Annotated in this window: 12 protein-coding genes; 10 read left to right on the top strand and 2 right to left on the bottom strand. The window is 55.7% G+C overall.

Annotation, left to right across the window (positions count from 1 at the left end):
- Positions 1-132: 132 nt before the first annotated feature.
- Positions 133-2,778 carry a TonB-dependent receptor gene (locus FHR99_RS02125; RefSeq protein WP_183408888.1) on the top strand — a complete coding sequence of 882 codons (2,646 nt, stop codon included), beginning with the start codon at positions 133-135 and terminating at the stop codon, positions 2,776-2,778.
- Positions 2,779-2,789: 11 nt separating this feature from the next.
- Here FHR99_RS02125 and FHR99_RS02120 read toward each other — a convergent pair whose 3' ends face one another.
- The gene (locus FHR99_RS02120; protein ID WP_183408887.1) at positions 2,790-3,809 is read right to left on the bottom strand and encodes an AraC family transcriptional regulator; all 1,020 of its coding nucleotides are present in this window, start codon (positions 3,807-3,809) and stop codon (positions 2,790-2,792) included.
- Positions 3,810-3,881: 72 nt separating this feature from the next.
- On the opposite strand from FHR99_RS02120, the gene FHR99_RS02115 reads away from it, so the two are divergent.
- Both FHR99_RS02115 and FHR99_RS02110 read left to right on the top strand, forming a co-directional pair.
- Complete coding sequence (locus FHR99_RS02115) at positions 3,882-4,802, top strand: sterol desaturase family protein (protein ID WP_183408886.1); 921 nt, start codon at positions 3,882-3,884, stop codon at positions 4,800-4,802.
- 28 nt (positions 4,803-4,830) lie between these two features.
- On the top strand, positions 4,831-5,589 hold the full coding sequence (locus FHR99_RS02110) for an SDR family oxidoreductase (protein WP_183408885.1): 759 nt from the start codon (positions 4,831-4,833) through the stop codon (positions 5,587-5,589).
- Positions 5,590-5,614: 25 nt separating this feature from the next.
- Here FHR99_RS02110 and FHR99_RS02105 read toward each other — a convergent pair whose 3' ends face one another.
- The gene (locus tag FHR99_RS02105) at positions 5,615-5,866 is read right to left on the bottom strand and encodes a hypothetical protein (RefSeq protein ID WP_183408884.1); all 252 of its coding nucleotides are present in this window, start codon (positions 5,864-5,866) and stop codon (positions 5,615-5,617) included.
- Positions 5,867-6,033: 167 nt separating this feature from the next.
- Here FHR99_RS02105 and bioA point away from each other — a divergent pair, with 167 nt between their 5' ends.
- From bioA to FHR99_RS02070, 7 genes are all read left to right on the top strand, one after another.
- Positions 6,034-7,323: an adenosylmethionine--8-amino-7-oxononanoate transaminase gene (gene bioA / locus FHR99_RS02100; RefSeq protein WP_183408883.1), complete on the top strand. Its 1,290-nt coding sequence runs from the start codon at positions 6,034-6,036 to the stop codon at positions 7,321-7,323.
- Positions 7,320-8,132, top strand: coding sequence for an ion transporter (locus FHR99_RS02095; protein WP_183408882.1), 813 nt, complete (start codon positions 7,320-7,322; stop codon positions 8,130-8,132). Before bioA ends, FHR99_RS02095 begins: the two co-directional genes overlap by 4 nt.
- Before the next feature lie 7 nt (positions 8,133-8,139).
- Positions 8,140-8,964 carry a 4,5-DOPA-extradiol-dioxygenase gene (ygiD, locus tag FHR99_RS02090; RefSeq protein WP_183408881.1) on the top strand — a complete coding sequence of 275 codons (825 nt, stop codon included), beginning with the start codon at positions 8,140-8,142 and terminating at the stop codon, positions 8,962-8,964.
- A gap of 149 nt (positions 8,965-9,113) precedes the next feature.
- Entirely contained in the window at positions 9,114-9,521 is a 408-nt protein-coding gene (locus tag FHR99_RS02085) for a secondary thiamine-phosphate synthase enzyme YjbQ (RefSeq protein WP_183408880.1), read from the top strand.
- 115 nt (positions 9,522-9,636) lie between these two features.
- Positions 9,637-10,200: a YtfJ family protein gene (locus FHR99_RS02080; RefSeq protein ID WP_183408879.1), complete on the top strand. Its 564-nt coding sequence runs from the start codon at positions 9,637-9,639 to the stop codon at positions 10,198-10,200.
- 180 nt (positions 10,201-10,380) lie between these two features.
- Positions 10,381-11,976 carry a GMC family oxidoreductase gene (locus tag FHR99_RS02075; protein ID WP_183408878.1) on the top strand — a complete coding sequence of 532 codons (1,596 nt, stop codon included), beginning with the start codon at positions 10,381-10,383 and terminating at the stop codon, positions 11,974-11,976.
- 3 nt (positions 11,977-11,979) lie between these two features.
- Positions 11,980-13,428, top strand: coding sequence for a coniferyl aldehyde dehydrogenase (locus FHR99_RS02070; protein WP_183408877.1), 1,449 nt, complete (start codon positions 11,980-11,982; stop codon positions 13,426-13,428).
- Positions 13,429-13,562: the final 134 nt, after the last annotated feature.

The following is a 13,562-nucleotide window of genomic DNA, read 5'->3' as shown; positions in this document are numbered from 1 at the left end:
CAAAATTCAGCGCTCCCCACTCCTCCTGAATTTTCCTGAAGATGAAGGGAATGTAACCCAGCGAAGGTAGGCAACCTACGTACACTCAGTGCCGAAATTCAACGCTACGATACTCATAAGACCATAACCTTCATGATCAAAAGCAAACTGAATACACGCAAAAAACCCGTTTCTTTGTTTCTAACCGCCGCAGGCTTGACCTTGCTTTCCGGCAGCACCCTCGCCCAGCCCAGCGAATCCAAAGCGACCAAGGTCGTTACCAAACGCGCGGCTCTCGAGGAAGTTGTGGTGACCGCCCGTCGCCGTGAGGAGAGCATGCAGGAGGCACCTGTCGCAGTATCCGCGATGTCCGGAGATGCGATGCGCCAACGCGGTATCGCCAATACCAGCGAGCTGACCAAGAGTGTGCCCAGTCTGGAAATCAGTCAGGGGCGTGCCAGCCAGATCTATATCCGCGGTGTCGGTCAGCGTTCGGGTTTTGCCCGGGTTGATCCGACCGTCGGTGTCTATCTGGATGACCTGTTTATCCCGCGCTCCGACAGCCAATTGCTGGATACGGTTGATATTGAAAATGTACAGGTCCTGCGCGGCCCACAAGGCACCCTGTTCGGCAAGAACACCACCGGTGGTGCCATGGTACTAACCCTGGCCAAGCCCGGCGATACACAAGAAGGCTATGTGGACGTAACGCTCGGCAGCTTGGGAGCCCAAACCGTTCGCGCTGCCTGGACACAGCCAATCAGTGACGACCTTTCCATGCGCGTGGCAGTCAACAACCGCCGCCGGGATGGCTTTACTGAAGACGTTGTCTCCGGCCAAAAAGGCGGCTCCGTCGATCGTATAGCCGCCCTGCTGCAAACCCGCTGGGATGCCAGCGACAGTATTTCCGTCAACACCCTGCTGTTTTTGAGCGATCGGGATGACACCCTTGAGCACAATAACTGCCGCATCAATAATCAGCAGGCGTTGTTTCTCGAAGGCCTGTATCTGGCGTGGCCGGGCGACACGGACCCCGCTCAGCCAACCGCCTACCGTGAAAACTGTGAGTCCAACTCCCGTGAGCGTCTGGGCGACCTGAAAAGCAACACCGGTCCTCACCCCAACCTGAATTGGGACCAGCAACAGGCTCTGTTCGGCACCACCGTAGAGTGGCTGTACAGCGACGACCATCAACTTAAAGGTGTGCTTGGTGCCCGCAAAGCCGAAAAAGGCGAACTGGTTACCAGCGACCAGGATGGCGGCCCCGGCAACTGGTCCGAGTCACACAACCACGGTACATCTGAACAGAAGTCGTTCAGTGCCGAGCTGCAGTTCAGCGGCGGCTTTGCCGACGACCGACTGCGCTATACCGGCGGTCTGTTCTATATGCTTGAAGAAAACTTTGAGCCCTTTACGCTGGTCTCCGGCTTCGGCGGACTGGATTCCCAGACCATCGCCGAGCTCGGTGCTGGCCAGGAACCCACTCGCCCGACATCCACGGGTGGCGTTGTCAGCATCCCCGGTATTGGCGGCGTCGCTCCCGGCACGCCCTTTGTAGGCGCCGTAACAGGCAATCCGATTCAGCAGAATGAATTCGATCTGAAGAATACGACGCTGGCGGCCTACGTGCAGACGTCCTATGACCTGACCGAAGATCTCGAACTGACACTGGGTATTCGCTGGACCTCGGAAAAGCGCGAATCCAACCTGATACTGACTCAGGCCGACACCACGGCCATTGAAAACCGTATGCGGGCGGCTGGGCTCGTGGGCGCCTGTCTCGGCCCGGCGCTGCCCGCCGTGTGTCAATCCAATGTGCCCTGGGCAGCCGATCCGGTCGGCTTGGTCGCGGCTTTGTTCCCCGATCTTAATGGCGACGGCATTGACGACTTCCCAATGAACACCACGCCGTTCAAAGACGAGAGCAAGGAAAAAACCTTCAGCAAGGTTACTCCGATGGCTTCTCTGTCCTACACCATTCCGGGTTTGGGCGACGGCTTTCTGTCCAGTGCGACGCTTTATGCCACCTATAGTGATGGCTTCAAGTCCGGTTTCTTCGAACCCCGCGTTCAGGATGGTTTGCAACAGGTTGAACCGGAAGAAGTCAAAAACTTTGAGCTTGGCTACAAGCTGGAAGCTCTGGAGCGCTCGCTGCGAATCAACGGCGCGATCTATACCATGGAGTTCACCAACCAGCAGTTGATTCAGGTGCAGACGGATTCTGCCGGTAATCTGGCGGTCGTGTTCGACAACGCAGGTAACTCCGACATCAAAGGTACCGAGCTGGAAATCCAGTGGATGCCTTCGGCCAATATGCTGGTGAATTTCTCAGCCAGCTACAACGACTATTCGTTCACCGAATTCAGCGATCGCGATCTGCTGCAAGCCTCACTGGGCAATACCGTTGTCGTTGACCGTACTGACGAGCCCTTCCCCGTATCGCCAGAAGAGACCTACTCGGTCGGCGTGCAGTACACATGGGAAACCTCGGTGGGTGCGTTTACCCCGCGAATTGATGCGTCTTACAAGAGCGAGATTTATCTGGGTCTCGACCGGGGATCTTTTGAAGCCTATGAACGCGACAAAGAGCTTGCGGGCGACCCGGCCAAAACACTGGTGGATTTGCGCTTCAGCTGGTCCAGTCTCGACTACCGCACATCCGTTGCTGCCTTCGTGAAGAACGCCACTGACGAGCGCTATCAGCCTGGCGCAGCCTCTGTCGGCTCATCACTCGGCACATTCTTCAGCTTCTACGGTGAGCCGCGCACTTACGGTTTAGAGCTTCGCTACGAGTACTGAGGCCTCGCGCCTCAGCTGGCGAGCCGCATCTGCCGGAATCTCCGTGGCGAAATTCCGGTCCAGCGGCGAAACGCGTGGTTGAAGGCGCTCTGCTCTGAGTAGCCCAGCATTTGTGCCACCTCAGTTAACTGCAGGTGGCCTTCCTGCAGATAATCCTTGGCCAGCGTCAAGCGAGTCTCATCCAACAAAATCTGAAAACTCAAACCCCGCGCCTGCAGTTTGCGCTGCAGACTCCTGCCCGACATTTTCATATCCGATGCCACCCGCTCGAGCGACGGCGCGCCATTGCGACAGTGCCGGGAAATCGCCAGGCGAACCTTCTGATCAAAGCCATCGCCTTGAGGCAACTCGGCGAGCAGCTTGTCGGCCTGTGCCTCAAGAATACTGAGCAGAGCCGGGTCGGCCTGACGCAGTGGCAGATCGAGCTGATCAATGGGAAAGCGCACAATGGTGCTGCGCTGATTGAAGGCCACCGGACAACCGAAGTAGTCCTCATAGACGCTCACGTCGGCCGGCGCATCATGCAAAAAACACACGTATTCAGGGGTCAGCGGACGCTGGGTGATATTGCGCGCAAACTGAACCAGTGCCGTAATGGCGACTTCGTCAACCAGTTGGCCGGGTTGCACACAGGTTTCGCCCCACTCCAGCTCCATACTGCTACCACTGAAATGGGTATCCATCGGGCCGTGATCGTAGACTAGGCGCACATAGCGTTCCAACCGCGACAGGGCCTGAGCGAGATTGGCGCAGGCCAGCAAAGCGTAGCCGAGAATGCCGATATGAGCCGGCGTGATCAGCCGCCCGATCTCGATTCCCATGGCCGGCACCTGCAATACGCTGTCGGCTCGCTCCAGCAAGCGCTTCCACTCGGACATAGGAAAGCGTCCAAGCGGGTCACTGGAGGTATCGGGCCATGGCTCACCGAGCAAGGCTTCAGGGTCGAGATCGCGCCCTTTCAGGTACTCGAAAAGCAGGCCGACATAAGCGGTAGAGATATAGGCTTCACGCTGCATGTCGCCAATTATCAAAAAACTGTCCGTGGCGGTCAATTAGTCCGTTCACGTTTTCGTCATGATGAAGTCCACACTAGGGGGGGATCTATGACTGCGTGGATTGACTACTACATTGCTCTAACCGGGCATTCGCCTGAGCCGAAGCAGATGCTGCTGATGTCGCTGACCCCGATTTTTATCCTTGCGCTGGCGGTGGAATACGGCGTTATGCGACGCCGCTCACGCACCCAGAACTTTCAGCTGGGTGACATTGCCACCAATTTCGGCCTCGGCGCCAGCTACCAACTGGTTGAGCTGCTCTACCACGCACTGTTTCTCGGATTGGCCATGGCCCTACTGTGGGAATTCCGCCTGACAACCATTGAGATGACACTGCCCATGTGGGGCGTGCTGCTGTTTGCCCAGGAATTTTTCTACTACTGGTTTCACCGCGCCTCCCACCGCATACGCTGGTTCTGGTGCGCTCATGTTGTTCACCACTCTGGCGAGCACATGAACCTGAGTACTGCCATGCGCCAGAGCATGACCTACTCCCTCAACTTCAGCCAGATTTTCTGGGTACCGCTGATTCTGGCAGGTTTCCCGCCTGCGGCGGTCATGGTGGCCTACTCCATCAATCTAGCCTACCAGTATTTTGTGCACACCGAGGCGGTCGGCCGCATGTCGCCACTGGTGGAGTTTATTTTTAATACGCCCAGCCACCATCGCGCCCACCACGGTCGCAACGATCTGTACATCGACAAGAACTATGGTGGCATTGTGATTTTCTGGGATCGTATATTCGGCACCTTTCAGGCGGAACAGGACGACGAGCCCGTGGACTACGGCATTCCCCGCCAGATCAAAAGCCGTAACCTGATTGCCCTGAACTTTCACGAATGGCGAGATATGTTTAACGACATGCGCGCGCCCGGCCCGCTATTGCAACGGCTGGCGCATCTCTGGAAGCCACCGGAGTGGCAGCGCCCCTCACAGAACCAACCGACTTCTTCACTAGATGTGGCTTAATCACGTATTGCAGACACGGAGCACTACCATGAAAACCATCATTATCACCGGCGCCGCCTCCGGCATTGGCCGAGCCACCTCGGAACTGCTCGCCCGCGAAGGCTGGCACATCGGTTTGCTCGACATCAATCGTGAAGCCTTGGACAACCTGCAGAAAGATCTGGGCACCGACAAGTGCAGCGTACATGTCTGCAATGTCACCCAGTCCGACGAACTGAAAGGAGCGATCGACGCCTATGTGGCGTCGGTGGGTCATCTGGATGCGATATTCAACTGCGCCGGCATCATGGATATTTCACCTTTTGAGCAAATTCCGCTGGAGCGCCATCATCTAGCAATCGACATTAATATTCGCGGCGTGCTGGATGGTTTTTATTTCGCCTTTGAACACCTGAAAAAACGTGAGAAGTCCTGGGCGGTAACCATGTCTTCTGCGTCATCCGTTTACGGCATACCCAGTCTGGCCAACTATTCTGCAACCAAGTTCTGGGTCAAGGGAATGACAGAAGCACTGAATATTGAGTGGAAACAGCACGGCATTCATGTCACTGCAGTAGAGCCGTCGTTTGTGCGAACGCCGCTGTTGCATGGCAACGAGAGCAAGATTATCGACAGTATGGGAGTCGATCTGAAAGCTGAAGATATTGCGCAGGTCGTGTTGAAATCACTCAACAGCTCGCGCATTCATCATGTGGTGGGATTCAAGTACGGAACGATGCGCTTTTTGCGCAAAATATTGCCGAATGCGCTGGCGGCGTGGTTGATTAGCGCACTGGCGGGCTACTAACTAAAAGTCTTCTCTGGTGCTGCGGTCAGAACCGCAGCGCCACTTCCACATTGCGGTTCAGGCTGCCGTCCATTTCCAGCACCGCGTAGGTGCCCATATCCTGATGCATCAAAATCGGGACGGGCTCCATAAACAGCGGACGGCGAACGTACTTCAGCGCCCAGCCGAAATGCTCCACCTGATGCAGCGTTGCGATCTGTGAAGCGTTGAGATAAGCCTCAAGACTGTCGGGTACACAATCCACCCCTATGCGTCGCTCTCTCTGACTTGCCTGCATGGAAACCCCACCTGTATCATCCGGGAATCAAGGCCTTGCGGCCGATCTGGCAAAATCGGCCAGTGCATTAAAAGTAGCAGCACCCGGCGTCTGTCTGAATACGTAATTTCCACTGCTGGCGCGGCCTGCGCCCTCATCAACCGAACCTCAGGTAGCCTCGATCTGTCATGCTTGCCCAATGGACTCCAAACCTTGCTGACTGGGACCGTAACCATGTCTGGCACCCCTACTCCTCTTTTGAAAATCCGCCGCCCGTATTTCCCGTCGTCAGCGCAAACGGGGTACGTCTGAAACTCGCCGACGGCCGAGAAATTATCGACGGCATGGCCTCATGGTGGTCAGCCATTCACGGTTATAACCACCCGGTATTGAATCAGGCGGCGACCGAACAGCTTCAGTCCATGTCGCACGTCATGTTTGGCGGTCTGACGCACGCACCCGCTGTAAGCCTATGCCAAAAGCTGGTCGATATGACGCCCGACGGCCTTAATCGTGTGTTTATCGCAGATTCCGGCTCAGTGGCGATGGAAGTGGCCATCAAAATGTCCCTGCAATACTGGGCGTCAAAAGGTCAGCCGCAAAAACATCGACTAATGGCACTGCGCAATGGCTATCACGGTGACACCTTCGGCGCGATGGCGGTCTGCGACCCCGTTACCGGCATGCACCACCTGTTTAGCGAGATTCTGCCCAAGCACTTATTCGCGCCGGCACCGCAGGCCGCGTTCGACGAGGAGCCCTCAGCGGAGGATGTTGCCGCTCTGGAGCAACTCTTTGCAGAGCATCATCAGGAACTGGCGGCGCTGCTCGTCGAACCCGTCGTTCAGGGCGCTGGCGGAATGCGCTTTTATTCGCCCGGTTACCTGAAGGTCTTTCGCGAGCTGTGCGATCGCTATCAAGTGCTGCTGGTTTTCGATGAGATAGCCACCGGCTTCGGTCGCAGTGGCAAGCTGTTCGCGGCGGAACATGCCAATCTTTGCCCGGACATTCTGGCCGTTGGCAAGGCGCTGACCGGCGGCTACCTGTCACTCGCGGCCACACTCTGCATCGACGAGGTCAGCGACGTGATCAGCCGCGGCGAAGCCGGTGCCTTTATGCACGGCCCTACCTTTATGGGCAATCCTTTGGCCTGCGCTATCGCCAATGCGAGTATTGATGTATTGCTAGCTCAGGATTGGCAGAGTGAGATTCAACGCATTGAGCGAGGTTTGAACAAAGGGCTGGCGCCAGCCCGCGAACTCGATAATGTGGCCGACGTGAGAGTGCTCGGCGCGATCGGTGTTATCGAGTTGAAGGAAGCGCTTGATCTGCGCACACATCAGCAGCGCTTCGTCGACAACGGCGTGTGGGTACGCCCCTTCGGCAAACTGGTCTATACCATGCCGCCCTACATTATGTCGGATGAGGATTTGGCGACACTGACGGCGGCCATGATCAAGAGCGTCCAACATCAATGACCTTGAAAGAGCGCCTGTACGACACGATTTTCGGCACCGACAGTCGCGCCGGCCAGACCTTTGATCTGTTGCTGATCGCGGCAATCCTGTGCAGTGTCGCGGTGTTGCTACTCAATACCGTTGAGCCCTTGCATCGCCAATACGGCAGCCTTTTCTTCGGCATCGAATGGTTTTTTACCGTGGTCTTTACGCTGGAGTTTCTGACCAGACTGTATTGCTCACCCAATCGACGCGCTTACCTTTTTAGCTTTTACGGTATTGTCGATCTGCTATCGATATTACCAACCTATCTCGCACTAATGTTTCCGGGCGCCCAGCAATTACTGGTTATACGCCTGCTGCGGGTCTTGCGCATCTTCAGAATCCTGAAGCTACTGCGCTATCTCGCTGATGCCAATCTGCTCTTTCGCACCCTGGCAGCGGCGCGGCGCAAAATTGTGATCTTCGGTTTCAGCGTTATTACCGTGATCGTTATTTTCGGCTCACTGATGTACGTAATCGAAGGGCCACAATCGGGCTTTACCAGCCTGCCCAAAAGCATCTACTGGGCGATTGTCACCATCACTACCGTGGGCTACGGCGATATTACGCCCCAAACCTCGCTCGGACAGTTTGTGGCCGCGCTGGCGATGTTCACCAGCTACGCCATTATCGCCATCCCTACCGGCATCTTCAGCGCTGAATTGATTCAGGAAAGCCAACGCCAGCGTCGCCCCATTCAATGCAGCAATTGTGAACGCGGCAGTCACGAGCAGGATTCATCCTACTGTCGCTTTTGTGGCGCGGAATTACCAAAGCCCTTGGAATGACGTTTAGATGAACGATGGAATGATTCAGCCCGCCCTCTTTCTCGCGCACGGCAACCCGCTCAATGCGCTGAACAATACGCCCTTCGTTAATGACTGGCGCTCATTTCTACCCAAGGAAAAACCGCTTGCAATTCTCTGCGTCTCTGCCCACTGGGAAACGCTGGGCACTTTTGTCACCGCCAATGTAGCGCCAAAAACGATCCATGATTTTTCGGGCTTTCCTCCGGCGCTTTATAACATTCAATACCCCTGCCCCGGCGCACCTGAGCTGGCAGCTAACATCTGCGAGCGCAGCCCGGAGATTCAACCAACGCTGGATTGGGGGCTGGACCACGGTAGCTGGTCGCTACTGCTACATCTTTATCCGGACGCCGACATTCCGGTCTTGCAAATGAGCCTTGATCGTCAGCGCAGCCCACAGCAGATTTTCGAACTTGGGCGGTCCTTAGCCTGTTTACGCGATGAGGGTGTCTTGCTCATGGGTAGCGGCAATATTGTTCACAATATCCGGCAGTGGCTACAGAATCCGAATGGCGCCTTCGACTGGGCAGAATCGTTTGATCGCGCCGTCAGTACAGCGCTAATGCAGGGCGATATTGAATCGCTCATAAACTACCAATCCCTCCCTGAGGCCGACATGGCGGTACCCAGTGCCGAGCACTATCTTCCACTGCTATTTGTACTCGGCGCAGCGCGGGAGGGAGATCAGCTAAACACGACCGACTACCCGCCGCTTTCAATTGAACACTGCAGCATGAGATCACTCGGTTTTTGCACAGAAAGTACTACATGCGACCAAACTGGCACGCTATTTCTTGTTCAAAAGCGATAAAGCACTTCGCCGATTTTTGATAATGTTGGCCTTTAGCGCACAAAATAATATTCCAGAAAAACGAGAGAGCGATGCCAAGCTCGGAACACGGATACTAAAGCTGCTGGCGTGTACGACAATAGTGACCAAAGCAACCATTATTACTACTTATGATCAAAACACTACTCATCCCCGTCCAGAAACAGGGCCTACACGCCTTCACCCGCGAGGTTGAACAGGTCGTCGCTGATGCCTCACTCCCCGAAGGCCTCTGCACGCTCTTTATCCAACACACCTCAGCCAGCCTGCTGATTCAGGAAAACTACGACCCATCTGCTCAGGCCGATCTGGAAAACTGGCTAAACCAGCTGGTGCCGGAAAACGACCCGCTCTACACTCACACCCTCGAAGGCCCGGATGACATGCCGGCCCATATCAAGGCGGCCCTAACCGCCACCAGCCTGTCGATTCCCATACTCAACGGGCGTCTTGCTTTGGGCCAATGGCAAGGCATCTACCTCTGGGAGCACCGCCGTTTTAGCGGTCAACGACGGGTGATCGTCCATATCGGGAATTAAGGAACGTTAAGCTTTCGTTCACACCATGGCACTAGAATGGCAATCTGCTGTCGAAGCTGTGCTAATCTCTTGCTCGCCCCACACTGAATGGCGACCGATAACAAAGGAAGACACCATGCCACGTATTTTTGCCCTGCTGTTAGCCACTCTGCTGCCCCTGTCGGCGGCCGCCCTGCAGAAAGGCGACGCCCTGCCTGAGCTTTACCTCGCCGATAAAGGCGAACTGACACTGGATGCCAAACAGGAAATCGTCTACGTACCCTGGAGCACTGAGAATCTGGATACCCAAGGCCAGGTTCAGATTATCCAGTATATGGCCGCCCGCCCCTCGGCGGAAAAAGCCATCCGCCCCTTCACCGACAAGCTGGAAGAAACCGCCTATCCGGTTGAACTCCACCACGTGACAACCGTGGTCAATCTGGACGACGTAACCTTTGGCGCCTCTGGCTGGGCCCTGTCGGAGCTGGAGAAAAACAAGCGCGAATACGCCATGTCGACCATGGTGGCGGATATGGAAGGCAAAGGCCTCAAGACCTGGGGTTTTGAGCCCAAGGGTTCCGCGCTGATTATTCTCGATGAAGCCGGCAAGGTGCTGTACGTCAAAGACGGCAAGCTGAACAAAAAGGAAATCGACGCTGCAATTGCGCTGATTGGCGAGGAAGTCGCCAAACGCCGCTAAGCCACCTTGTTCGCTATGCCAAAGGCCCGCTCTGCGGGCCTTTTTCGTTTACCTTGCAAAAAATTAACACGCCCGGCCACTACCTTGACCCGTTTTCACTTTACAACCGTATAGTATTTGACGACCATAATGCACCGGCCCGCGCGGCTGACTTTTTCACTTGCCTGTACGGAATCCGTGATGACAGAGACCTACGACTACATCATTGTTGGCGCTGGCTCAGCCGGCTGTGCGCTGGCCAATCGCCTCAGCCGGGAAGCCTCGCGCCGGGTGTTGCTGCTGGAGGCTGGCGGCAAGGACAGCAACCCCATGCTGCACATTCCGCTCGGTTTTGCCTTCACCATGAAAGACCCCAAAGCCAGCTGGTGCTACAAAACCGAACCGGAGCCCATGCTGAATCACCGCGAGCTCGATTGGCCGCGAGGCAAAGTGCTGGGCGGCTCAAGCGCTATTAATGGCATGGTCTATATCCGCGGCCAACGCGAGGATTACGACGCTTGGGCTGCGGCGGGTAACCGCGGCTGGGGTTACGACGATCTGCTGCCCTACTTCCGTCGCTCCGAACACAATGTGCGTGGCCAGAACGAATACCACGGCGTCGGCGGCGGTTTGTGGGTGGACGAGCCCGCCGACAAAATGGAACTCGCCCAGCTCTACATACAGGCGGGCATTGAAAGCGGGATTCCCTACAACGAAGACTTTAACGGCGAACGTCAGGAAGGTATCGGCTACTACCAGCTGAATATCAAAGATGGCATGCGCCAGAGCACCGCTAAAACCTTTTTGAAACCCGTCGCCGACCGCCCCAACCTGAATGTTCAGACTGGCGCGTTGAGCACGCGCATTGAATTTGAAGGCAAAAAGGCCGTCGCCCTGCGTTATCGCCAAAAAGGTCAGGAAAAACGTGCGCTCTGCCGGGGTGAAATTATTCTCTGTGGCGGCACCATCAACTCGCCTCAGCTGCTGGAGCTCTCCGGTGTGGGCGACGGCGAATTCCTGCAAAAGATGAGCATTGAAACCGTCCATCACTTACCGGGCGTCGGTGAAAACCTGCAGGACCATTTGACGGTGAATACACAGTGCTCGTTGGCTGAAGTACCGACCTTCCACGACGAGCTTAAACCTCTGAGCATGGTGAAAAACCTTGCCAAGCTTGCGTTCAAGCGCAAGGGCTTGCTGATTCACCCGGCCTCTCAGGTAGGCGCCTTCTTCCGAAGCTCGGATGACGTTGAACGGCCCGATGCGCAGATTCACTTTACCCCGGCAGCCGGCGAGCCCGACGAAAAAGGCCGTATCAATCCGCTACCGGGCACCACCGCAACGGTTTGCTACCTGCGCCCGACCAGCCGCGGCTCTGTTCACCTGCGCGCGCGTAATCCGGAAACCCATCCGATTATCCGCGCCAATTATCTGAGCACCGACCACGACATTCAAAAGACCATTGAGGTTGTGCAAAAAACCCGCGAAATCTTCAAGGCGCCGAGCCTGAAAAAATACTACCGCGGCGAACTGCAGCCGGGTCCCGACGCCGACACTGACGAGAAAGTGCTCGAGCACATAAAACGCGTTGCGGAGTCGGTGTACCACCCTGTTGGCACTTGCAAAATGGGGAATGACGACATGGCCGTTGTCGACGACCGCCTCAAAGTGCGCGGCCTCGAAAACGTACGCGTTGCCGATGGCTCTATCATGCCCACCATTCTATCCGGCAATACCAATGCCACCTGTGTACTGATCGGCGAACGCTGCGCCGACTTTATTCTGAACAAGGAGTAAACCATGAGCTCGCAACCGTCTATCGATTCGGTACTTGCCCCCCTACAGAATACGCTGGATCTGCAGCGTGAAGCTTTTATCCGCGAAGGCGAAGTGGCACTGGAAACGCGCATTGACCGCCTGAATCGCTGCATCGCCATGCTGGTAGACCACCAGAAAGATATTTGCGCCGCCGTTAATGAGGATTTTGGTTGTCGTTCGCGCCACGTGACGCTGATGACCGATATTTTCACCTCAGTCGGCTCCCTCAAGTTTGTGCGTAAAAACCTGAAAAAATGGATGAAGGGCGAAAAGCGCAGCGCGCCTGTCCCTATGAATTTGTTCGGTGCTCGCGCCCGCATCCAGTATCAACCCAAAGGGGTGATTGGCATCATGACGCCGTGGAATGTACCGGTGAACATGATCTTCAGCCCGCTGGCTGACGCCATTGGCGCCGGTAACCGGGTGATGATCAAACCCTCGGAATTTACCCCGAAAACCTCGGAGCTGATGCAGAAGCTGTTCCGCGAATACTTCGAAGACAGTGAAATTTCCATTGTGACCGGCGGTGCCGAAGTTGGTGCTGCGTTTAGCAGTCTTAAATTCGACCATCTGATTTTTACCGGTGCCACTTCCATCGGTAAATTAGTGATGAAAGCCGCGGCCGAAAACCTGACGCCCGTGACGCTGGAACTGGGCGGAAAGTCTCCGGTGATTGTCTCCGACTCCGGCAACATCGAAGAGCACGCCGAGAAAATTATTGCCGGTAAAGGCATGAACTCCGGTCAACTCTGTATTTCGCCGGATTACTGCTTTGTGCCCGCCAGCCGCCTGGAAGCCTTTATCAGTGCTTGCAAGGCCACCATCAACACCCTCTACCCCACGATTATGGATAACCCGGACTACGTTGCCGTGATCAACGAGCGTCACTATGACCGGGTCAAAGGGTATATCGATGAGGCCAAAGAAAAAGGCGTTCGTGTTGAGGCGCTTAACCCGGCCGGCGAAGACTGGAGCGATCGCAGCAAGCACAAAATTCCGCTGCATTTGATTGTTGATCCAAGCGACGAACTGAAATGCATGCAGGATGAAATCTTCGGCCCCATCCTCAATATCAAACCCTATCGCACCATTGAAGAGTGCTTGAGCTTTATCAATCAGCGCGAGCGTCCGCTGGCCATGTATTACTTCGGCACCGATAAAATCGAGCGCGAACACGTTCTGGCCAACTCCATCGCCGGCGGCGTTACCGTTAACGATATTGCCATGCATGTTTCCTGTGATGATCTGCCCTTTGGCGGCGTCGGTCACAGCGGTATGGGCAACTACCGTGGCTTTGAGGGTTTCCGCACCTTCAGTCACGCGAAATCAGTGTATACACAGGGTTTTGTGAATCTTGCCAAGCTGGCCGGCACCCTGCCGCCCTATAGCGAGAAGGTCGACAATATGATGGCCCAGCAAATCAAGAAATAACTCGCCTAGCGCCGCGCGCAAACGCGCGGCGCACTTTGTTTGTATATCCCGACAGGTGTGAATATTTCCCGAGACCTGCCTCTCAAACGCTCTTTTTCGTCTCTCTGACGCTATAACCCTGCCGACTTTTTGCG

Source organism: Litorivivens lipolytica (genome assembly GCF_014191715.1).
GTDB classification, from domain to species: domain Bacteria; phylum Pseudomonadota; class Gammaproteobacteria; order Pseudomonadales; family Spongiibacteraceae; genus Litorivivens; species Litorivivens lipolytica.
This window is presented reverse-complemented; position numbering and strand designations above follow the sequence as displayed.